20 protein-coding genes are annotated in these 22,855 nt (G+C 39.5%); 17 read left to right on the top strand and 3 right to left on the bottom strand.

Going from position 1 to position 22,855, the window contains the following annotated elements:
- Positions 1-284: 284 nt before the first annotated feature.
- The gene (gene ezrA / locus PQ478_RS17300; RefSeq protein ID WP_289234969.1) at positions 285-1,979 is read left to right on the top strand and encodes a septation ring formation regulator EzrA; all 1,695 of its coding nucleotides are present in this window, start codon (positions 285-287) and stop codon (positions 1,977-1,979) included.
- A 50-nt stretch (positions 1,980-2,029) separates the two neighbouring features.
- Here the strand turns inward: ezrA and brnQ are convergent, their stop codons facing one another.
- Positions 2,030-3,331 (bottom strand): branched-chain amino acid transport system II carrier protein, encoded by a 1,302-nt coding sequence (gene brnQ / locus PQ478_RS17295; protein ID WP_289234968.1) that lies wholly within the window; start codon positions 3,329-3,331, stop codon positions 2,030-2,032.
- Positions 3,332-3,690: 359 nt separating this feature from the next.
- Here brnQ and PQ478_RS17290 point away from each other — a divergent pair, with 359 nt between their 5' ends.
- The 5 genes from PQ478_RS17290 (at position 3,691) to PQ478_RS17270 (ending at position 9,933) form a co-directional block, all read left to right on the top strand.
- The gene (locus tag PQ478_RS17290) at positions 3,691-4,833 is read left to right on the top strand and encodes a cysteine desulfurase family protein (RefSeq protein WP_075681480.1); all 1,143 of its coding nucleotides are present in this window, start codon (positions 3,691-3,693) and stop codon (positions 4,831-4,833) included.
- Entirely contained in the window at positions 4,834-6,045 is a 1,212-nt protein-coding gene (gene thiI, locus PQ478_RS17285; RefSeq protein ID WP_012960054.1) for a tRNA uracil 4-sulfurtransferase ThiI, read from the top strand.
- A 130-nt stretch (positions 6,046-6,175) separates the two neighbouring features.
- Complete coding sequence (locus PQ478_RS17280) at positions 6,176-6,379, top strand: alpha/beta-type small acid-soluble spore protein (protein ID WP_012960053.1); 204 nt, start codon at positions 6,176-6,178, stop codon at positions 6,377-6,379.
- A 189-nt stretch (positions 6,380-6,568) separates the two neighbouring features.
- Complete coding sequence (mbcS, locus tag PQ478_RS17275; RefSeq protein ID WP_289234967.1) at positions 6,569-8,161, top strand: acyl-CoA synthetase MbcS; 1,593 nt, start codon at positions 6,569-6,571, stop codon at positions 8,159-8,161.
- Between the two features lie 176 nt (positions 8,162-8,337).
- Entirely contained in the window at positions 8,338-9,933 is a 1,596-nt protein-coding gene (locus PQ478_RS17270; protein WP_289234966.1) for an amidohydrolase, read from the top strand.
- Positions 9,934-10,574: 641 nt separating this feature from the next.
- On the opposite strand, the gene PQ478_RS17265 is transcribed toward PQ478_RS17270, so the two are convergent.
- Positions 10,575-11,375, bottom strand: a complete 801-nt coding sequence (locus PQ478_RS17265; protein WP_289234965.1) for an NAD kinase — start codon at positions 11,373-11,375, stop codon at positions 10,575-10,577.
- Between the two features lie 163 nt (positions 11,376-11,538).
- Between PQ478_RS17265 and sppA the strand changes: the two genes are divergently transcribed.
- From sppA to PQ478_RS17220, 9 genes are all read left to right on the top strand, one after another.
- Entirely contained in the window at positions 11,539-12,534 is a 996-nt protein-coding gene (sppA, locus tag PQ478_RS17260) for a signal peptide peptidase SppA (protein ID WP_289234964.1), read from the top strand.
- A gap of 12 nt (positions 12,535-12,546) precedes the next feature.
- Positions 12,547-13,131: an RDD family protein gene (locus PQ478_RS17255; protein ID WP_289234963.1), complete on the top strand. Its 585-nt coding sequence runs from the start codon at positions 12,547-12,549 to the stop codon at positions 13,129-13,131.
- A 94-nt stretch (positions 13,132-13,225) separates the two neighbouring features.
- Positions 13,226-13,894, top strand: coding sequence for a DUF2953 domain-containing protein (locus PQ478_RS17250; protein ID WP_289234962.1), 669 nt, complete (start codon positions 13,226-13,228; stop codon positions 13,892-13,894).
- Between the two features lie 34 nt (positions 13,895-13,928).
- Positions 13,929-14,423, top strand: a complete 495-nt coding sequence (gene ytfJ / locus PQ478_RS17245) for a GerW family sporulation protein (RefSeq protein ID WP_289234961.1) — start codon at positions 13,929-13,931, stop codon at positions 14,421-14,423.
- A 153-nt stretch (positions 14,424-14,576) separates the two neighbouring features.
- Entirely contained in the window at positions 14,577-15,077 is a 501-nt protein-coding gene (gene tpx, locus PQ478_RS17240) for a thiol peroxidase (protein WP_289234960.1), read from the top strand.
- A gap of 90 nt (positions 15,078-15,167) precedes the next feature.
- Complete coding sequence (locus PQ478_RS17235) at positions 15,168-16,163, top strand: class I SAM-dependent methyltransferase (protein WP_289234959.1); 996 nt, start codon at positions 15,168-15,170, stop codon at positions 16,161-16,163.
- A 250-nt stretch (positions 16,164-16,413) separates the two neighbouring features.
- On the top strand, positions 16,414-17,601 hold the full coding sequence (locus PQ478_RS17230; RefSeq protein ID WP_289234958.1) for an acetate kinase: 1,188 nt from the start codon (positions 16,414-16,416) through the stop codon (positions 17,599-17,601).
- 156 nt (positions 17,602-17,757) lie between these two features.
- A complete protein-coding gene (locus tag PQ478_RS17225; protein ID WP_289234957.1) occupies positions 17,758-18,696 on the top strand; it encodes a CMP-binding protein in 939 nt (312 codons plus the stop codon).
- A gap of 52 nt (positions 18,697-18,748) precedes the next feature.
- On the top strand, positions 18,749-19,585 hold the full coding sequence (locus tag PQ478_RS17220; protein WP_289234956.1) for an EcsC family protein: 837 nt from the start codon (positions 18,749-18,751) through the stop codon (positions 19,583-19,585).
- A gap of 71 nt (positions 19,586-19,656) precedes the next feature.
- On the opposite strand, the gene PQ478_RS17215 is transcribed toward PQ478_RS17220, so the two are convergent.
- Positions 19,657-19,962: a hypothetical protein gene (locus PQ478_RS17215; RefSeq protein ID WP_022628845.1), complete on the bottom strand. Its 306-nt coding sequence runs from the start codon at positions 19,960-19,962 to the stop codon at positions 19,657-19,659.
- 249 nt (positions 19,963-20,211) lie between these two features.
- Here PQ478_RS17215 and PQ478_RS17210 point away from each other — a divergent pair, with 249 nt between their 5' ends.
- Together PQ478_RS17210 and argH are read left to right on the top strand one after the other, a co-directional pair.
- Positions 20,212-21,423: an argininosuccinate synthase gene (locus tag PQ478_RS17210; RefSeq protein WP_012960039.1), complete on the top strand. Its 1,212-nt coding sequence runs from the start codon at positions 20,212-20,214 to the stop codon at positions 21,421-21,423.
- Complete coding sequence (gene argH, locus PQ478_RS17205; protein WP_289234955.1) at positions 21,420-22,814, top strand: argininosuccinate lyase; 1,395 nt, start codon at positions 21,420-21,422, stop codon at positions 22,812-22,814. Before PQ478_RS17210 ends, argH begins: the two co-directional genes overlap by 4 nt.
- Positions 22,815-22,855 lie beyond the last annotated feature (41 nt).

Raw genomic sequence — 22,855 nt, 5'->3', positions numbered from 1 at the left:
ATTAATAAGAAGATGTAACTATGATAAAAAGGCATACAAAAGCTTATTTTCATGGTATCATATTACATATCGTATACATAAAAAAATGAATAATTTTGTTTGAAATTAAAGGGTTTTCACGTTTTAGAGAGAATCCATGTAAAGATTATGTCTAATAGTAGTGAATTTTAGCTTATGTAGAGAGGTCATAGTGATTAATGGTGCGGAGCAGTTAATATGTATAAACCAATCATCGAGGCCTTCATAAACAAGACTGATATGATGCTAGAGAAGGGGGTCCTCAAATGACGATGTATGTAATTTATGCGGCAATAGCCGTTATAGCTGTACTATTTGTTATTGGAATGGTATTTAGAAAAAACATCTATAAAGAGGTCGATAAATTAGACGACTGGAAAAATACCATTTTAAACCGTGATATCCCAAGTGAAATTGGAAAAGTGAAGAACTTACATATGTCAGGCGAAACAGAGGAAAAATTTGAATTGTGGCGTAGTGAATGGGACGAAATCGTGGGCGGTATCCTTCCAAATATTGAAGAACAACTATTTGATATTGAAGAAGCAGCTACTAAATATCGCTTTAAAAAAGCAAAGGAATTGATTGCTTTAACGACAGACAGGCTGAACGGGATTGAAACGCAGCTTCAAGTGATGGTTGAAGAAATTAACCAGCTTGTGACAAGTGCTGAACAAAACAGCACTGAAATTGGCTCTGTAAAAGATCAATTCCATACAGTCATGCAGCAAGTATTAAAAAAACGAGGTTCACTAGGTGTAACTGTTGAAACCTTAGATGAAAAACTTGCGCACACAAAACAGCTTCTTGAAGATTTTGATCAAGCTACAGAAGAAGGAAGCTATTTAAAAGCAAGAGAATATCTGAGAGAAGCGAAAGAAGAAGTCGATTTAGTACGACTGAGTGTAGAGAAAGTGCCTGCTCTTCTTGTTCAATTGAAAACGACCATCCCCCAAGAGGTACGCCAGTTGATCCTTGGAATTGAAGATATGGAGAATTCTGGTTATTGTTTAGAACCGTTTGCTCTCATGTCTAAAATTGAATCGATTACGAACGAAAACGAACAACTGCTAGCTGACATTTCTACCTTAGAGGAAATAGAAAGTATGGAAGAGAAGGCAGCTGAGGTAACCGCTCAACTAGATCAGTTATATGAAGTGCTAGAAACTGAAGTTGAAGCAAAACAAGAGGTAGCAAAAGCAGTGCCTACAATGAAAGAGCAGGTTGAGCAAGTAGATGAACAACTCACTCTTTTAATGGAGGAAACGACTCAAGTGCAGTTAAGTTATCGTTTGGCAGAAGAAGAAATTTCCTTCCAAGAGAAAGTGAAAAAACAGTTGAATGAATTAATGCATCAGCTGCAGCTGATTGTAGATGTTTCTGAAAATAACTCTCAAACCTACACGTCTATCTTAGATATGGTAGAAGAATGGATGGAGAAAATCAAACAGATTCAGCTAGATATTGATAAAGGGAAACAAGCACTAAATGACCTTCGTCAAGATGAGCTCGATGCAAAAGAGACACTAATCGAGTTAAGACAAAAGCTGCTTGAGAGTAAACGTCTCCTTCAAAAGAGTAACATACCAGGCCTTCCGCAAGAGGCAGTAGATCACTTAGATGAAAGTGAAATGAAAGTGATTACAGCGGCAAGACAGCTTGAGCAGGTGCCTCTTGAAATGGGGCGTGTCAATGTATTGGTAGAAGAAGCTCTTAGTTGTGTAGAGGAAAATGAACAGCTCATTAAAGATACAATTGAGTCAGCTCAGCTTGCAGAGAGAGTAATTCAGTTTGCTAATAGATACCGTAACAGGTCGGAACGTACTAGAAGCGGATTAATTGAGGCTGAGGAGCTGTTCCGTCAATATGAATACACCGAAGCGATTGAATGTGCTTACCAAGCTGTAAAGGAATTTGATCCATCGATTGTTGAAAAGGTAAGCGAACAATATACCGCATAATAAAAAGTGTAGCATCAAAGCGATGCTACACTTTTTTTGTTCTCGTCCTTTTAACGTTTTGAAACAGCCCAGCCTATGAGAGCCCCGATGATACTAGGAACTAACCAGCCTAAACCTTCTCCGTACAATGGAATCCAGTTAAGGAATGCGAGAGACTCTAGATTAACACCTGCTGTGCTGATCCCATCAAGCAGGCTGATAATAAATGCCCCTATAAGAGCTCCGATATAAATTTGGCGTCTTTGACCAATTTTATGGTGGAGAAATGATAGTGTAATCAACACAATAGCTATAGGGTAAATCGTTACTAGTACAGGTACTGAAACGGCAATTAATTGGCTTAAACCTAAGTTAGCCATGGTGAAACTGAATACACACAAGATAAAAATAATGACAGGATAAGATACACTCGAGAAACGTTTAGCAAAAAATTCACCACATGCCGAAACCAGTCCAATTGATGTGGTTAAACAAGCAAATGTAATAACAAGCGCAAGGATCATCGAACCAGTTGAGCCGAAAAGAGCATTTGCGACTGCTGCTAAAATAGCTCCTCCGTTATCTAAGCGACCAATAGTGGAAACACTGCTTGCTCCTAAGTATCCTAATGATAAATAAACAAGAGATAATCCAACACCCGCTATAATACCTGCTTTAATGGTAAAGGCTTGAATAGCTGCACGGTCTTTAATTCCTCTTTCTTGCAGGCGGTTCATGATGACAATCCCGAACACTAAAGCAGCAATTGTATCCATCGTTAGATAGCCTTCAATAAAACCTGAGAAGAAAGCGCCGTTTTGATAGTTTTCCTCAGCTGCTTCAAAGCTTCCCATCGGGGCAAATACTCCGCGAAGGGAAACGATGGCAATCAATATAATTAATAACGGTGTTAATATTTTCCCGACCCGGTCGACTAATTTGGCCGGATTCAAAGCTAGCCAGAACGTTAGACTAAAGAAAATAAGAGTGGATATAAGTAAAGAAGTAGTGGTTGCTTGTCCACCAGGCAAAAATGGTACCACACCTATTTCATATGCCACGGTTCCTGTACGAGGAATTCCAAAGAATGGTCCAATCGCAAGGTATACAGTGAATGAAAAAATAACAGCGAATATTGGGTGCACCCGGTTAGCTAATTGATGCAGATCTCCATTGACCTGTGAAACAGCAATGATGGCAAGTAACGGCAGTCCCACACCTGTTACAAGAAAGCCTATTATGGCAGGCCAAAGTGCCGTTCCTGCTTGTTGCCCCAGCAATGGTGGAAAGATCAGGTTTCCTGCCCCTAAAAATAGAGCGAACATTAGAAAGCCTAATGCTGCTAAGTCCTTCGTTGGTAATGTACGATTCATAGTTGTCCTCCAACATATAATATAATGGTATAATTTGCACTTGCTTCCATAAATGTAAGCGTATACGTGTTTTTTCAGTCATAAGAGAATTTTCCCTTATCACTTACCGTCGCTTATCGTATCATAAATGTTGCGAATTGTTGAATAGTTTTAAAAAAGAAAGAATAATCAGTTTTTTGATAAAGTTTATTTCACATATCTGATCTCTTTTCTGTCTTGTCATTTAAACATTTTGTGCTAAGATATAATGATGCATACATGGGATGTGTGCAAGAGTTGTGTTTGTGAGAAGATATAATTGTGATGATAGAAGCACAATTTTTTTATAGAAGTTCATAATTAAAGGGGTAAATAATCCAATGATTTATCTTGATAATAGTGCAACAACTAGACCGCATCAAGACGTGTTAGAAACCTATACAAAAGTGTCCTATGACTATTTTGGAAATCCTTCATCACTTCATACATTAGGGATGGAAGCAGAAGGATTACTGACCAAAGCGAGATCAGCCATTGCTGATCAGCTTCACGTATCTGCAAAAGAAATTTTGTTTACCTCCGGGGGAACAGAGGGTAATAACCTTGCTATTAAAGGAACAGCGTATCATAAAAAATCTAGGGGCAGGCATTTGATCACAACAGAAGTTGAGCATGCTTCTTCATATGAAACCTATAAGGAACTAGAGGCAGATGGGTTTGAGGTAACATATTTATCTGTAGACTCTAATGGAAGAGTTTCTTTAGAAGATGTGAAAAAAGCTATTCGCAAGGAAACCATTTTAGTATCAATTATCCATGTTAATAATGAAACAGGGACGATTCAACCGATAGAAGAGATCGGTCAGTTATTAAGCCACTTTCCTCAAGTTCGTTTCCATGTCGATGATGTACAAGGTATAACAAAAGTGCCTTTAAATATAAAAAAAGCCAAAATTGATCTGTTAACAGCATCTGCTCATAAATTCCATGGAGTAAGAGGTACAGGGATGCTTTATGTACGTAACGGAGTAAGGTTAAAGCCTCAAATTCATGGCGGTGTCCAAGAGATGGAAGTACGCTCAGGCACTGAACATGTTGCGGGGGCTGTGGCAATGGCCAGAGCATTAAGAATGGAAATGGAGAAGGCTCAAAAAGAGAAGTCTCATTTAGTAAAACTTCATTCTAAACTTATTCACAGTCTGCCAACGATTGATGGAGTGACGATTAACAGCCCATTAGAGAAATCTGCGCCACATATTATTAACTTCTCTGTAGAATCAATTAAGCCTGAAGTGTTAATTCAATCACTATCAGCTAAAAAAATATATGTCTCAACAAAGTCAGCATGCTCCTCAAAGTTAGCCGAACCCAGCCGAGTGCTCCTAGCTATGGGGAAAGATTCAAAAGCAGCTGGTTCTGCTATAAGAGTCAGTTTATCTTATGAGACAACGGAACAAGAAATTGATGTCTTCTTGCGTGAGTTAAAGAAGATCATACCAACACTAGTGGGGGTTAGAAAATAAATGGAATACAATCATATTTTAATTCGTTTTGGTGAACTTGCCTTAAAAGGAAAAAATCGATCTTTTTTTGAAAAGCAGTTACTCCAGAATATGAAATTCACATTAAAAGGATTATCAAATCTTACATTTAAACGCACGTATGGAAGAATCGTGATCGAATTAAACGGTGAGAATCATGAGCCTGTCATGGAAAAGCTATCTAATATCTTCGGGATCCACTCATTTAGCTTAGCGTTAAAAGTAGAAAATGACGTGGATGAAATGAAGAAGGCTGCACTTGGAATTTTAAAGGAACAGCAGGCGGCAGAAGGAATTAAGACATTTAAAATCACGTCAAAACGTGCTTATAAGCCGTTTCCTATCGATTCTCAGCAATTAAATCAAATGATCGGCGGTTATGTACTTAGTCAATCAGAAGATATTTCAGTAGACGTTCACAATCCAGATTTAGATATTCGAGTGGAAGTACGAGAGACAGCAACGTACCTAACCTTTGGACAGTATCCGGGAGCTGGAGGCCTGCCTGTTGGTACTGGTGGAAAAGTTCTCTTAATGCTCTCAGGTGGAATTGACAGCCCGGTTGCTGGTTATTTGACAATGAAAAGAGGGGCTCGTATTGAAGCCGTTCATTTTCACAGCCCTCCATATACAAATGAAAGAGCACTGCAAAAAGTGAAAGATTTAGCTCAAACGTTAACGAAGTATGGTTCAAGCATCCGTCTTCATTTAGTACCGTTTACTGAAATCCAACAATACCTTCATAAAGAAGCACCAAGTAATTATCAAATGACGCTTATGAGACGAATGATGCTTCGTATTAGTGAACGAATTGCACGTGAGCGAGATATATTAGCGATTGCATCTGGTGAAAGTTTAGGACAGGTTGCAAGCCAAACTCTTCACAGCATGAATACAATTAACGAAGTAACAAATTTACCTATCATCCGTCCTTTAATAACAATGGATAAATTGGAAGTTATTGATATTGCCAAGAAGATTGATACATTTGAAACGTCTATTCTTCCTTTTGAAGACTGCTGTACAATCTTCTTGCCTTCTGACTCAAAGACTCGTCCAAAAAGAGAGCATGCGAACAAGTTTGAGAAGTATTTAGAGTTCGATAAATACGTAAATGATGCCGTGGAACGCACGGAATCAGTCCAGATTACAAGCGTAAGCAAAGCTGAAAAAGACATGGAAGACTTATTTTAGCCATACTTTTGCTAGTTAATGTAGAAGCCAAAGTAGCGTCAATCTATTTCTCTCATTAATTACCATAAAATAATGTGCATGTTAAACAGCCATGTGACTCATTCTATAAGTACAGAAGGAGGTGAGACACATGGCTAACAACAACAGCTCAAATCAACTTGTAGTACCTGGCGTACAACAAGCACTTGATCAAATGAAATATGAAATCGCTTCTGAGTTTGGTGTACAATTAGGACCTGATGCTACAGCTCGTGCTAACGGATCTGTAGGTGGTGAAATCACTAAACGTCTAGTTCAAATGGCTGAACAACAATTCGGCGGACAACAATACTAATATTATATGAATGGCTTAAGAGGGCGGATCATCCGCTCTCTTTTTATTTTTGTTCACAATCTTTATGAAAATAATATTCAAAAAAATCATTTTTTTCTGTATAATGTGGAGGAGGACATCGAAAAAAATAGTCCTGTAATGAAGCAAGGTGTATGTGTAAAGGTTTATGTATAATTGAGGAGGATGATTATGGAAAGAGAACAACTTATCGCACCAGAGATTTACAATTTATCTCATGAAGTAGAACGTTATGCAAAAGACACAGAACGAATTGCTATTGATTGGTCAGATGATAAGAATAACCGCCGCATCATTTCTTACCCTGAATTAGTAGCTCAAACAAACCGCTTTGCTAATGCTTTATTAAGCCAAGGGTTAAATCAAGGAGATAAGGTCCTTCTTATTTTACCAAGGGTTCCAGAAGCTTATTTTTCATATTTAGCTTGTTTAAAAGCAGGGCTTGTCATTATTCCTTGTTCTGAAATGCTTCGTGCAAAAGATCTAGCTTATAGGATTAATCATGCAGAAGCAAAAGCTGTTATTGCTTACACTGGTTTTACCGATGAAATTCAATCTCTAGGAGATTCAACTCCTACTCTTCACGCTAAACTAATCGTTGGACAAACATTAGAAGGATGGGTAGATTTAGTTGCTGCAGCTGAAAATGAAAGCGATTACTATGCAGGTGCAGAAACAAATAGGGACGAGCTTGCTTTCCTTCCTTACACATCTGGTACAACAGGGAATCCAAAAGCGGTTGTACATACACACGGATGGGCTTACGCGCACCTTCAAGTTGCTTCAAAAATGTGGCTTGATGTACAAGAGGGAGATAAAGTTTGGGCGACAGCAGCTCCTGGCTGGCAGAAATGGATTTGGAGTCCTTTCTTATCAACCATTGGAGTAGGCGCGACAGCATATGTCTACCATGGCCGCTTTGACCCTAACGAGTACCTTCAACGTCTAGAAGATGAGAAAATTAATGTATTATGCTGTACACCAACTGAATATCGCCTAATGGCTAAAGTTGAATCAATTGAAAGTTATAAATTACCAGAGCTTAGAAGTACAGTTTCTGCTGGTGAGCCTCTTAACCGTCAAGTTATTGAAACCTTTAAAAAAGCATTCAATGTAAATGTTCGTGATGGGTACGGACAAACAGAAAATACCTTACTCATTGGTACACTTCAAGGGATGGAAATTAAGCCTGGTTCTATGGGCAAGCCGACACCAGGTAATGAGGTAGCGATTGTGGATGAGAGTGGTGTTCCGGTTCAGCCAGGTGAAGTTGGCGATATAGCTGTGCACGAGAGTGCCCCTGCATTGTTCCGTGAATACTATAAAGATCCTGAACGTACAGCGATGGCGTATAGAGGAGACTACTATATTACAGGAGACCAAGCTAAATTAGATGAAGATGGATACTTCTGGTTTGAAGGGCGCAGTGATGATATCATTATCAGCTCTGGATATACAATAGGACCTTTTGAAGTAGAAGATGCCCTTACAAAGCACCCAGCTGTGAAAGAGTGTGCTGTTGTAGCTTCTCCTGATGAGATTAGAGGGAATGTTGTAAAAGCATTTATCGTATTAAGAGATGAAAAGGCAGTAGCTGATGATCAACTTGTAGCTGAATTGCAAGAGCATGTGAAAGTGATGACAGCACCATATAAATACCCAAGAAAAATTGAGTTTGTAAACGAGCTTCCAAAGACGACATCAGGGAAGATTAGACGTATTGAGCTTCGTCAGCAAGAAAAAGCGAAATATGCAGAAGCTTAAAAAGAGATAATATCCTTTATTCTTTGGTGAGCGAGCGCTCGTACAGGATAAAGAAGAGGAAGTATGGCTTAAATAGCAGCCATGCTTTTTCTTTTTGCTCTAGATTGCATCTTGCTATGTTTTCTGTCACGATAGAATAAAAATGACATGATGTTACAACTTCAGGAGGGAATACAGTGGGGACTCTTTGGTGGAATGGGACGTTTTTTACAATGAGAAAAGAGGGTGAAACAACGGATGCTGTATATGTTGAAGAAGGACAGATCATTGATCATGGCAGCGCAGAGGATCTTTCATCAGCATATTCAGAACGCATCACCAAGAAGGTTGATATAGAAGGAGCATACGTTTATCCAGGTTTAGTAGACAGTCACCTGCATATGGTAGGTCATGGTGAACGGTTAATCCGTCTCGACTTATCAGAAACCACTCAAGCGAGTGAAATGGTTCATCAACTGATAAAAAAAGTAAAGGACACACTGCCTGGTGAATGGGTATTTGCAGAAGGGTGGAATGAGAATAACTTTATAGATCGAAAGATTTTTCACCGGATGGAATTAGATGAAATAACAACATCTCATCCAATGTACTTAACGCGCATATGCAGGCACGCAGCTTTAGTAAATTCTAAGGCGTTAGAACTGGCTGGAATTACAAAAGACACCCCTGATCCTGAAGGAGGGGTGATTGTTCGTGATGCAGATGGAATGCCGACTGGCTATTTGCTTGATGCGGCGACTGAGTTAGTTAAATCGGTCATTCCTCCTGTTGATAAAGCTTATGTAAAACGAGCACTTCAAACAGCAGTAGAGGATATGCTCCGCTTAGGTTTAGTTGGAGGACATACGGAGGATTTGAATTATTACGGCGGCTTTAAACAGACATTTGATGCATTCAATGAAGTGATCAATGGAGTAGATTGTAAATTTAGAGCACATTTGCTTGTCCATCATGAAGCTATAGATGAGATGAAAGAATCAGGCTACAGTAAGGGTGAAGTAACTCCTTATATTGAACTGGGACCCATGAAGATCTTTGCCGATGGAGCACTAGGCGGAAGAACGGCTCTTCTTAGCGCACCTTATACGGATGACCCAAGAACAAGCGGAGTGGCAATGCATCAACAGAGCGAGCTTGAAAACTTAGTAAAACGGGCACGTGATGAAGACATGCCTGTTGCTATTCACACAATCGGAGATGAAGCTCTGCGCTTAGCAATTGATGCGATTGAAAAGTATCCTTGTACAAATGGGCGTGATCGATTAATCCATGTACAAGTCATCAATCAAGATTTAATTGAGCGGTTGAAGAAGTTGCGCATAGTTCTTGATATTCAACCACGTTTTGTGGCTGCGGACTTCCCTTGGGTTATGGAGCGGCTTGGTGAAGAGCGTCTGCCTTATTCCTTTGCTTGGAAAACATTAATTGAAGAAGGTCTTCATTGTGCGGGAGGATCGGATGCTCCTATTGAACCCGTGGATCCGCTATTAGGCATCCATGCAGCGGTAACGAGAAAGAAACCAGGCGAAACGCATGAAGGGTATTTACCTGATCAAAAGCTATCGATGTTTGAAGCTGTAAAGTTATTTACAACAGGCAGTGCTAGTGCGATTGAAAAAGAGAGTGAGCGTGGCTTGATTGCACCAGGTTATGCTGCTGATTTTACTGTTTTAAATCACAATGTTTTTGGAGGAGACCCTGATCACCTATTACATGCAGAAGTCCTTATGACGGTAGTTGATGACTCTATCATGTATCAAAAGAATAAATAGTCGAAAGACGACTTATTTCAAGTAAATAAGTCGTCTTTTTCGTTTTTTGCTGAGTTGGTTCATACAGGTGTTTTTATATCGTTCATCTGCTGGGTGTGTAATTGCACTGTGTAATTACTAAGTAGGGCGGTGTAGTTATGGTTCAAAGCTTGTTTAAAGTCTCAAGTACCTAAACCATGGGGGAGCGTACTTGCCGCTCCTGAACTATACTTCGCTTTTCACGGGGAGCTGGTGAGCTTCCTCGGGCAAAGCCCTGTGGGATCTCACTCCTGCTCTAGTCCCCGTAGAAGTCTCCGTATAGTTCATCCGCTAAGTTATTGCTTTCTGTAATTATTATGTGGAACGAGTTAGATATGGATCAGTTCAAATTATAAGAAACAAGATATCCTTGGGGTTATCTGCTAAGTTCACTGAACAGATTCAAATAAAAATGGGAGTTTTATACAACCTCCACGCTCCGTTGATTGGAGCGGAAGGTACGAGACTCCTGTGGAATGAGCGTTGACCATGGGAGGCCCCACAGGAGCAAAGCGACGAGGAAGCTCCCGGTCCGCCCGCGGAAAGCGAATGCCTGCAGCGGAGATCAACATCTACTTCAGTGGGAATAACCTTGGACTATCAAGCTCATCGTTATTCTTTTCTTATAAAAAATTTCGCTGTACCTTTTGCCAGAACGAGTTTGTTTTAAGTTTTAACACTTTTATTTGTCGGTCTGCTAACTTAATACGGATGTTTTTAGCATGGCGCAGACTTAACGCTTCATTATCTGCGCCGATGATTGGGTGGTCGTTTCCGTCTTGGACCACTTTTAAAAGCAACGTACGATCTGGACCGAGTACAAACGGACTGCCAAGAGTACGGTATTGATTATTATTTAAAGAAGCTAGCTCACTTACTTGCATAGATGGCAAAGTAGGGTCAATAACAGCGCCTCTAACGGATTTATTATAGGCGGTGCTGCCTGTTGGTGTGGAAACAATCATGCCATCTCCTCTAAATGTTTCAAAAGCAAAATCATCAATGACAACATCAATAACAAAGGTCTTAATCACATTTGAGCGGATAGAACATTCATTCAAGCAATAAATAGGTTTCTCGTTATTGACCGATACTTCTAATACAGGGTAGCGGCGTACCTCAAGCTCTTCATTTTTCATCGCTTGAATCATGCGTTCCTGGTCATTGATTGTAAAATCAGTGTAGAAGCCTAGTTGGTCTGTATTTACTCCGATATAAAGACAGTCTTCTCTAAAGCCGGTTTTTCTTAATGCTTGCAAGAACGCATTGTCACCGCCTACACTTACAACAATATTTGCTTCTTTAATAGAATGAACTAAATGAAAGCCATGTACCTCAGCTAAGTTTTTAAGAGGTGTTACGATGTCTTGCATTTCTGGCGTTTGTTTAAAGAAGAAGTATAGGTTTTTACGTGAAATCATCAAAATCATCCTTTCTAGAGGAATTAAATCAGGTGAATAGTTCCACTTCAAGTGAAATTTGACAGGATTCTATGTTATCATAACCTTTGTTCAGGAAAAGAATCAAAAATTATTATCGTTTACGTAATCGGAAACAAAACGTGATACAAAAAGAAGGGGTGGGATCATGAATCGCAAACGCTGGCTGGCTTTAATTGCAGCTCTTATGTTGGTTGTAGCTGCTGTAGGAGTTAATGTGGCCACTTCACAAGCAGGGGCAGATTTAGACCGAATGTTTGGAAGTGAACATGGCTGGGCTGAGAGAGTGATTGAACAAGGAGACGATTTTGGAAACTCTATTGTTGTGCTTGAATTAAATGGAGTGATTCAAGATACAGGAGATGCTGTTAGTATTTTTGATGCACAAGGCTACAGGCACCAAGCTTTTCTTTCTCAAATTGAGCATGCTGCGAAGGATTCCTCTGTGCAAGGGTTAATTATTCGAGTGAATACACCAGGCGGCGGGGTAGTTGAAAGTGCAGAAATTCATGAAAAGATCGTAGAAGTTCAAGAAGAGTATAATAAGCCTGTCTATATCTCAATGGGCAGTATGGCGGCTTCTGGTGGTTATTACATAGCAGCACCGGCTGATAAGATTGTAGCTAGCCCACAGACGATTACGGGTTCCTTAGGCGTTATTATGGAGTCTATTAATATTGCTGAACTGGCTGAGAATTACGGTATTAAATTCAACACGATTAAAAGCGGAGAATACAAAGATATCATGTCAGCGACGCGTGAGATGACAGAAGGCGACCGTGCAATTTTACAATCATTAATTGATGAGTCTTATGATGAGTTTGTACGTATTATCTCTGAAGGACGCAACATGTCTGAAAGTGAAGTAAGACAATTAGCAGACGGGCGAATCTATACAGGAAACCAGGCTTTAGAAATAGATTTAGTTGATGAGCTTGGAAGTCTTGATGATACGATTGCCATGATGCGTGAAGACTTAGGTGCAAATTATAGTGTAATTAAATATGAGGCTGATACGGGTCTGTACAGTTTATTTTCAATGACAGCTGCTAAAATGTTATCTTCGAATAATGAACTGGCAAGTATTGAACAATTAATTACAGAGCGCCGTGCACCGACATTAAAATATCTTTACACTGAATAGGGAGGGATCATTTTGGAGCAAGGAATGATAAACCGCGGGTCTCGCCCAAGAAGGAGCCGTATACTCCAGCAAAGAAAAAAGAGACAGGAGCGCTCGCTTCAACTTAACAGAGAAAGTGAAGGCCTTAACCGTCAGGAAGAGATAGAGCGTGAAACCTATTATGCGAAAGAGCGGCACTATGCTGGTTTTTGGATGAGATTCTGGGCGTTTAGCCTTGATGCTCTTATGCTGCTGAGTTTACGTTGGCTGCTTATTGGTCCAATCTTAAATCTAACGGATCTTCGTTACGCATTGGGTGGAATGTACGGATTTTTTGACTTAGTTGTATCAGCCGTATTCTTCTTCGCCTACTTCGCCCTTATGACTAAGTTTTATGGTGCGACTATAGGCAAGATGGTATTTGGTCTGCGAGTCGTTTCAAAAGAAGGAGACTTGCTTTCATGGAGAGAGGTCATATTTAGAGAAGGAGTAGGACGAGTGTTACACCAGTCTTTTGCTCTCCTCTATATTCTTTATATAACAGTTGCTTTTACGTCTACTAAGCAAGGCTTGCATGATATGATTGCTGATTCCTATGTGATTTATGAAAAAAGATAAAAGAGGGTAAACCTGTGTGTCATGACGCACAGGTTTATTTTTTTTTGGCAGGGATATCCTAGAATAATCAACGCTGTCTTAAAGGGAGTTTAACATGACTTGGTTTTTAATCATTCTTGCTGTAGTTATTGTCTTATTACTCATCCTGTTACTTACAAAAATAAAAATAGAACTCACTTATAAACATACAAAAGATGATGATCTGTTAGTGGCAGCTGTAACGATTTGGTGGATGCGTGTATATACCTTTGAAGCACCTCTAATAAAAATAAATGAAGAGTCACCAGCAATCATTGTAGAGGAAAAAGAAAATATAGCTGGCTCAGAAAGTAAAAAAGATAAGAAAGTAACGCTGCAAACAATCATTCACGATATTCATTTAGCGGAACGTTGGATCAGGCATGTAGTCGGGTTGAATCGCATTATCCGCAGATTTCTTAGGCATGTTCATGTGCATAAATTTGATTGGTACTCGGATGTTGGCGTCGGTGATGCTGCTTTAACAGGACCTGCTGCTGGTATGCTCTGGTCACTGAAAGGGATGATGGCAGGCCTAGTAGGGAACCATGTGAAAATGCATAGGATGCCTAAAATGTCTGTGACCCCCCATTATCAAGCCGTTGTTTCACATACCTATTTTTCTTGCATGTTTATGTTTCGGATAGGGCATGCTATTTTTGTAGGTCTTTCGATCATAAAGCATTGGAAACGAAGACCAAAGTGGAATCAAGATCAAGACCAAAAAGCTACTGAAACGATGTAAGAAAGAATGAAGGTATTTAAAGGAGGAAAAGGTTATGTCTGATCATCCTATTCAAGGGCTAATGAAGACGGCAATGGAAAATCTTAAAGAAATGGTAGATGTCAACACGATTATTGGGGATCCGGTTGAGACACCTGATGGAAGTGTGATCATGCCTGTTTCTAAAGTAGGGTTCGGGTTTGCAGCTGGCGGAAGTGAGTTTGTCATTGATCAGCACCGACCATCTTCTACAGAAGGACACTCGCAAAAGCACCCATTTGGCGGCGGTAGCGGCGGCGGTGTTTCTATCACACCGATAGCCTTTTTAGTAGTAGGACATCAAGGTGTGAAAATGGTTCATCTTGATAGCAGCACTCACCTGTACGAGAAATTATTGGATTTTGCTCCGCAAGTAGTTGATAAAATTCAACAAATGATCAAGTCAGGTACGAACGCATCGTATTCAAATCAATCACAGTCAACTAATCAAACGTATACGAATAATTCAAATATGAATTACCAGCAGCGTAATGATCAGCCGCCAATTTAGAGAATGGGATCCTCCCACTCTCTTTTTTTGTGTATAAAGTTGGTGTTTGCATCCTTTTGGGGATGATGAATAGGTTGTTACTTGAATTTGAGGCCCCTGCTCATGTATGATGAGTACGTACATAATTTGGAACGATCATAGGAGGGTGTTCACATGGCACAAATTACATTTAAAAACAATCCTGTAACGTTACTTGGAAAAGAAGTAAAGGTTGGGGAAAAAGCTCCTGATTTTAAAGTTCTTGCAAATGATTTATCAGAAGTATCTTTGGCTGATACTAAAGGAAAGGTTCGTTTAATCAGCGTGGTTCCATCGATTGATACGGGTGTTTGCGACCAACAAACCCGCCGTTTCAATGAAGAGGCATCATCACTTGGCAATGTAGAAGTATTAACGGTAAGTGTAGATTTGCCATTTGCTCAAAAACGTTGGTGTGCAGCTGCGGGTATTGAAAATGTTCAAACATTATCAGACCATCGTGAGCTTTCATTTGGACAAGCATTCGGTATTGCAATTGAAGAACTTCGTCTGTTAGCTCGTTCCGTTTTTGTTATTGATTCAAATGATGTGGTAACTTATGCGGAGTATGTATCTGAAGCAACGAATCATCCAGATTACGAAGCAGCTATAGAAGCAGCAAAAGCTGCAAACTAAGCACGCTGGTTACATTTAAAAAGAATGTTAAAAGGGTCAACCCGCTTGCTAAGTGGTGGGTGACCTTTTTTTAGGCTAGGAGTTGAAAAAATGAGCGTAATGAATTCGAAAATGGAAGAGCTCTTTATCTTTCTAGACAAAGGGGCTTCTCTCTTAGAGGAACACGAATCCTTTACTTATCTAGAGGGACTCTCTGAGATGGGAGAAAACTTATTTCAAGGTGAAGTGGTACAAACGGTTACACCAGAAGTGAAAGACCGTCTTTATGATTTAATGCGGCCGCTTGACGTAAGTGAATTTTCAAAAGAAGATATCCGTAAAGCTTTTCAGTTAACGGTTTTAAAAGGAATGAAGGGAGCAACACAGCCAAATCATTCGATGACACCGGATGCGGTTTGTTTGTTTTTAAGCTACCTTGTGAATAAAGTGATGGCTAAAGCAAAGGGTGGTTATTCGGTCTTAGACTTGGCAGCGGGTTCGGGCAATTTATTAACAGCGCTGTTAAATCAATCTGAAAACCCTGCAAAAGGATTTGGATTTGAGGTGGATGAAACACTTCTTAAACTGGCTTTTGTCAGCTCTAATTTACAAGAGATTGAACTTGAACTGTTCCACAAGGACTCTATCGAGCCGCTTACATTTCCTGAAGTAGATCTAGTAGTTACAGACCTGCCGATTGGTTATTACCCGCATGATGAAATTGCAAAGGAATATAAGGTGAAGGCAGATGAAGGTCATTCCTTTAGTCATCACCTTATGATTGAAAAAGGAATAAACAGTGTGAAAGATGGCGGGTTCTTGTTTTATATTGTTCCTAACTTCTTATTTGAAAGCGAACAAGCACCAAAGCTGCATGCCTATCTAAAAGAGCATGCGATGATCCATGGACTGCTGCAGCTTCCAAAAACGATGTTTACCTCTGATAATCATGGCAAAAGTATATTAATGCTGCAGAAAAAAGGGGAAGGTGTGTCTCAGGCAAAACAAGCACTGCTCGCAGAACTTCCATCCTTCAGTAACAAAACAGCACTAACGGATATGATGACACGTATTAATAAGTGGTTTGAACTCGAACTTAACTTATAAGATGAATCCTGCTTCCATATTTGGGAGCAGGATTTTTTTGGATGTTATATAAAAGTGTCTGGCTCTCCTTACAAAAGTGTACAGTATTTAAGCGGTTTCAAGTCTGAAAATAAAGAATTCAAGAGAAAACAAGCGAAAATAGCCGATTTTACTTGAAAACGTATTTTCAGGGTGCTTAAATGGAAAGGTATTGATATCTACTCTGATAGTCAAATTATATAAATTACTTAATTAAGGGAGCTGTCTTAACATGGCGAAAATTATTGCGATTAATGCTGGTAGCTCATCATTAAAATTCCAATTACTAACAATGCCTGAAGAAGAAGTAGTAACAAAAGGCTTAGTTGAACGTATTGGTCTTGGTGACGGTATTTTTACAATTGAAGTAAATGGTGAAAAACAAAAAGAAACAACTGAAATTCCAGATCACTCTATAGCAGTAAAAATTCTGCTTGAAAAGCTTACAGGACTTGGAATTATCGATTCTCTTGATGAAATTGACGGAATCGGACATCGTGTCGTTCACGGTGGAGAGAAGTTTAACGACTCTGTTCTTATTACTGATGAAGTACTTGCGGGAATTGAAGAAGTTTCTGAATTAGCTCCTCTTCACAACCCTGCAAACATTGTTGGAATAAAAGCATTTAAAGAAGTATTGCCAAATGTACCTGCAGTAGCAGTATTTGATACAGCTTTCCACCAAACAATGCCAGAGAGCTCATTCTTATACAGCTTACCTTATGATTACTATAAAGAGTTTGGAATCCGTAAATATGGTTTCCACGGAACAAGTCATAAGTATGTGTCTGAACGTGCAGCAGAATTATTAGGTCGTCCAATCGAGCAATTACGTTTATTATCTTGTCACTTAGGTAATGGTGCTAGTATCGCTGCGATTGATGGTGGAAAATCAATTGATACGTCTATGGGCTTTACACCTCTTGCAGGGGTAACAATGGGTACACGTTCAGGTAACATCGATCCTGCTTTAATTCCATATATCATGGAAAAAACAGGACAAGATGCAAATGGAGTATTAGACACGTTAAATAAAAAGAGTGGACTTCTTGGTGTATCAGGATTTTCTAGTGACTTGCGTGACATTGAAAGTGAAGCAGAAGCTGGAAACGAGCGTGCTGAGCTTGCTCTTGAAGTATTCACTTCACGTATTCACAAATACATCGGTTCATATGCGGCTCGCATGAGCGGAGTTGACGCGATTATTTTCACAGCTGGTATTGGTGAAAATAGTGATGTTATCCGTGAGCGAGTTCTTCGCGGCCTAGAATTCATGGGTGTATATTGGGATCCATCATTAAACAAAGTACGCGGAAAAGAAGCGTTCATTAACTATCCGCACTCACCTGTAAAAGTAATCATTATTCCTACGAATGAAGAAGTAATGATTGCACGTGATACAGTACGTCTATCTAACTAATATAAGTTCCTTTGAGCATCACTTACAATCATGTAAGTGATGCTCTTTTTAAATACATCTTCACGTTGTTTACATCTAAATCAAAAAAAGACTATGATAGTAAGAGATCTTAAAAGGGGTATATATAAAGCAACACCCATAAAGGAGGTTTATGATGTGGGATTGTTTTCAAAAGCAAATGAAGGAGAGAAGTTTACAAACTTCTTTTTAATTCGTGAAAGAGAGTTAAAACAGGCTTCTAATGGAAGTGAATATGCAACCTTTCTTTTAGAACGTAACTTAGAGATTATCCCTGCTCAATTATGGGACCTTACGAAAGAGCAAAAAGAATCCTTGCAGCCCAAAGCATTAATTAAAGGAGAAGGGATTGTCACTACCTTTAAGCAAAAGAAGTTATTAAAGCTATTAAGAGTTAGATTAGCAACATCAGACGACCCTGTATCCATTAGTGAACTGATTTCTAGAAAAGGAATATCTAGAGAAGAGTTATGGCAAGAGCTGCGTATGTTGATGGAGGAAGTTACTTCTCCCATTTTACGAAATATTTTACGTCGGGTTTATTCTGAACGTACCATTCGGGAAAAACTAACGACTCTGCCTGCCTCTAAAACATATCATCATGCCTACTATGCTGGCCTCATGCATCATATTGTAGAGCTATCTAGAGCGGCATATCAGCTCCTGCCACTCTATCCTTATGTCAATCGAGATTTAGTGTTATCAGCATGCTTGTTAGGGGACATTGGAAAAACGAAGGCGCTGCGGGATGTAGTAGCGCCAGAGTATACATCAAGCGGAGAATTAATGGGACATATGGTGCTTGGAATTGAAATGATTAATGAAGCAGCGAGAGAAGCAGGGATTTCGACCGATGATGTGGAAGTTATTGCATTGAAACATCTTATGCTCAGCCAGAACGGGGATGTAGAAAAAGGATATGGGAGCGCTGTATCGGAAAAAACGGCAGAAGCAATCATGCTGGCATCTATAAAAGAAATGAATACAAAACTTCATGCCATTGAAATGATCCGTGAACGAAGTGAAGAAGAATGGGTGTATTCTCCAATGTTTAAACGTAAGATGCACCATTCATGATGTATAACTCATACTAAATTAATGATTTACTCATAAAAAAGAAGGTGAGCGAATGAGACAGGAAGAAAGAGATCAAAAGAGATACCAAGCAATTATTGAATGGGAAGATACATATTTTTCGCATGAAGCCACTGATGTAGAATACACCTATCTAAAGTGGACAGATAAATTATTTGAACAATTAGGTGATCATAGAAGACAGAAAGTCCTTTTGCAGATTGACCACGTTTTTATTCATCTGCATGCTTATCTCCAAAACACCAGATCCCATGAGGAGACTAGAAAACGAATTCTGCAATATGCTAAAGTGTTTGCTCCTACGGTTGATTCCATTGAAGACCTTCAATATCTTCCGGTGGAGCAGCTCGATTACATGACTGACCAATTAATGGCCAAACAGCGTCTTCTCGCGCTTGGTCAAGGCGGATTAACGGGAATGGGCGGGATGTTTTTATTAGCAGTTGACCTTCCTGCAGTGATAGCCATTAATCTCCGTTCGATTCAACAGATTGCGACGATCTATGGGTACGATTTAAAACGTCCAGTTGAAATGGTTATTGCTTTAAAGCTTTTGCATTTGTCAACCTTGCCAAAAGCATTTCAAGCGCATGAATGGGAGCGGCTGTGGCAGGATCTAGATCAGCACCATACGGATGATATCTTTTATGCAGGTTCAGAGGAAATTGTTGAACCTGAGTGGCTGGGACAGTTTATACGTCAGATGGCGAAAAGCTTCGTCATTACAATGCTCAGAAAAAAAGTGTTTCAAGGGCTGCCGCTTGTTGGAATGGCATTTGGCGCTGGTATAAACTACAGATTATCGCAGCAAGTGATTGAACTATCACATAAATTTTATCAGAAACGATTATTATCAGAGCGCAACCAATAAGCATAGAAAAAACTCGTCTTGATATACTACTTCAAGACGAGTTTTTTATTAGGAGGCTTATAGCTAAGGGCTCATCCCTTAGACAGCGAAGGATTTAATCTAAACCATATCCAGAGATCGTTAATAATGGATGCTAATTCTGCTATTTCCGTATTAAGAAGACAAGAACGTTCAAAATTCATTTCTTCTGATAAAGCAGCATTCTTTTCGTTAATGAGCTCTTCTAATTCTTTAATACGCTCTGGGATATTACCGCGAATCTCTTCCCACATACGAAGAATTTGAGCTTGTCTTATCTCCTCAAGTTCATCCCAAGCTGTATGAAATCGAGGAAGAGAAATCTTTAAACGCTCATCGTATACAAATTCAACGTCCATTTCATCACCCCTCTCTTATATTGTAACGAAATCCCTGAGTGAAAGTCACGATCAATTAAATATCATTTAGAAAAAATTAAAAATACCCCTTGCCAAAATGGAGAATCGTTGGTAAAGTATTTTGTATATTAATAAGTTAGTTGTTTGGTTTTATACAAAAGGTGATGAATAGAAGTCACCTCCTTTTATACAAAGAAATGCATAAAAATAATAACAGAAGTATGAATATTCATTTGGAGGGAATGTAAAATGACAAAGAAAAAAGTAGTTTTAGCATATTCAGGTGGTCTAGATACATCAGTAGCAATTAAGTGGTTATCAGATAAAGGGTATGATGTCATTGCAGTTGGTTTAGACGTGGGTGAAGGAAAGGATTTAGATTTTGTAAAAGAGAAAGCATTAAAAGTAGGGGCAAGTCAATCGTATACAATTGATGCAAAGAAAGAGTATGCAGAAGAATTTGTACTTCCTGCTCTGCAAGCACATGCATTATATGAGCAAAAATATCCACTAGTATCTGCTCTATCACGTCCGCTAATCTCTAAAAAGCTTGTAGAGATCGCTGAGCAAACTGGAGCGACAGCAGTTGCACATGGATGTACAGGAAAAGGGAATGACCAAGTTCGTTTTGAAGTGTCCATTCAAGCTTTGAATCCAAACTTAGAAGTGTTAGCGCCGGTGCGTGAGTGGGCATGGTCTCGTGATGAAGAAATCGAATATGCAAAAAAACATAATATCCCGATCCCAGTTGATTTAGATAATCCATATTCTGTTGATCAAAACCTATGGGGACGCAGTAATGAGTGTGGCATCTTAGAAGATCCATGGGCAACACCTCCTGAAGGGGCATATGAGCTTACAGCTTCAATTGAAAATGCTCCTGATACAGCGGATGTAATTGAAATTGGATTTGATAAAGGGGTTCCTGTAAGCATTGATGGAGCACCTTATCAATTAGATGAGTTAATCTTAAAGCTTAATGACATAGCAGGTAAGCATGGTGTTGGACGTATTGATCATGTAGAAAACCGTCTTGTAGGAATTAAATCACGTGAAGTGTATGAGTGCCCAGGTGCGATGACGTTAATCAAAGCCCATAAAGAGCTAGAAGATTTAACGCTTCCTAAAGAGGTAGCGCACTTTAAACCGGTAGTGGAGAAAAAGTTAACGGAACTAATTTATGAAGGTCTATGGTTCTCACCATTACAGCCAGCTATTCAAGCCTTCCTAAAAGAGACACAAAAGTCTGTGACAGGCGTTGTTCGTGTGAAGTTGTTTAAAGGGCATGCGGTTGTAGAAGGACGTAAATCTGATTTCTCTTTATATGATGAGAAGCTTGCGACTTATACACCAGACGATGAATTTGATCATAATGCAGCAGTTGGCTTCATCTCACTTTGGGGTCTTCCAACGAAAGTGCACAGCATTGTGAACAAACAGAAGGAGGCAGTAAAGCTGTGAGTAAGCTGTGGGGAGGTCGTTTTACAAAAACGGCAGAAGAGTGGGTCGATGCATTCGGTGCATCGATCGGCTTTGATCAAAAATTAGTAAAAGAAGATCTAACTGGAAGTCTTGCCCATGTAGCGATGTTAGGCAAATGTGGAATTCTGCCTGCAGATGAGGTTGAGCAGATTACAGAAGGTCTTAAGACTCTTCAGAAAAAAGCTGATGCAGGTGAACTAGAGTTTTCTGTTCAAAATGAAGATATTCACTTAAACCTAGAGAAGCTGTTAATTGATGAAATTGGACCAGTAGGCGGAAAACTTCATACAGGACGAAGCAGAAATGACCAAGTAGCAACAGATATGCACTTATACTTGCGCAATGAAACGAAAGAGATTATGGGTGCCGTAAGAAATGTACAGCAAGCTCTTGTGAACCAAGCGAAGCAGCATGTAGAAACATTAATACCAGGTTATACGCATCTTCAACGTGCCCAGCCTGTATCATTTGCTCATCATCTATTGGCCTATTTTTGGATGCTTGAGCGTGATTTCAGCCGCTATGAAGACAGCCTAAAGCGTGTTAATATTTCTCCTTTAGGTGCGGGGGCATTAGCAGGAACAACCTTTCCGATCGACCGTGAATATTCAGCAGAATTATTAGGGTTTGATGGAATTTATCAAAACAGTTTGGATGCCGTCAGTGATCGTGATTTCATTTTAGAATTTCTGAGCTCCTCTGCTACACTGATGATGCATTTGTCACGTCTTTGTGAAGAGTTAATCTTATGGTCTTCACAAGAATTTCAATTCATTGAAATGGACGACAGCTTTGCAACAGGAAGCAGTATTATGCCGCAAAAGAAAAATCCAGATATGGCTGAATTGATTCGTGGAAAAACCGGCCGAGTATATGGCAGCCTTTTTTCTTTGCTTACAGTATTAAAGGGACTTCCTCTAGCATACAACAAGGATATGCAAGAAGATAAGGAAGGTATGTTTGATGCCGTTGAAACAGTAAAAGGGTCGCTAAATATCTTTGCCGGCATGATTGATACGATGACAGTAAATAATGAAACGATGGAAAAAGCCGTTCACCAAGATTTTTCAAATGCTACAGAGCTTGCTGATTACTTAGCTACAAAAGGAATGCCTTTCCGTGAAGCGCATGAAGTAGTTGGGAAACTGGTGCTCACAGCGATTGAAAAAGGTGTGTATTTGCTCGATTTAACGATCGAAGAATACAAACAAGCTAGTGATTTATTTTCAGAGGATATCTTTGAGGTTCTGCAGCCCAAAACGGTTGTAGCTAGAAGAAATAGTGCTGGCGGTACAGGATTTGAGCAGGTTAAACTGGCACTTACTAAAGCAGATAAGATCTTACAGGTAAAAGAAGAAACTCTAGCATAAAATCATAATAATCGTTTAAGTTGCTCATACTAAACATATGT

The sequence above is a fragment of the Alkalihalophilus pseudofirmus genome (genome assembly GCF_029094545.1).
GTDB lineage: Bacteria > Bacillota > Bacilli > Bacillales > Bacillaceae_D > Alkalihalophilus > Alkalihalophilus pseudofirmus.
The sequence above is the reverse complement of the archived record's forward strand: the minus strand, read 5'-3'. Positions and strand labels throughout refer to the sequence as shown.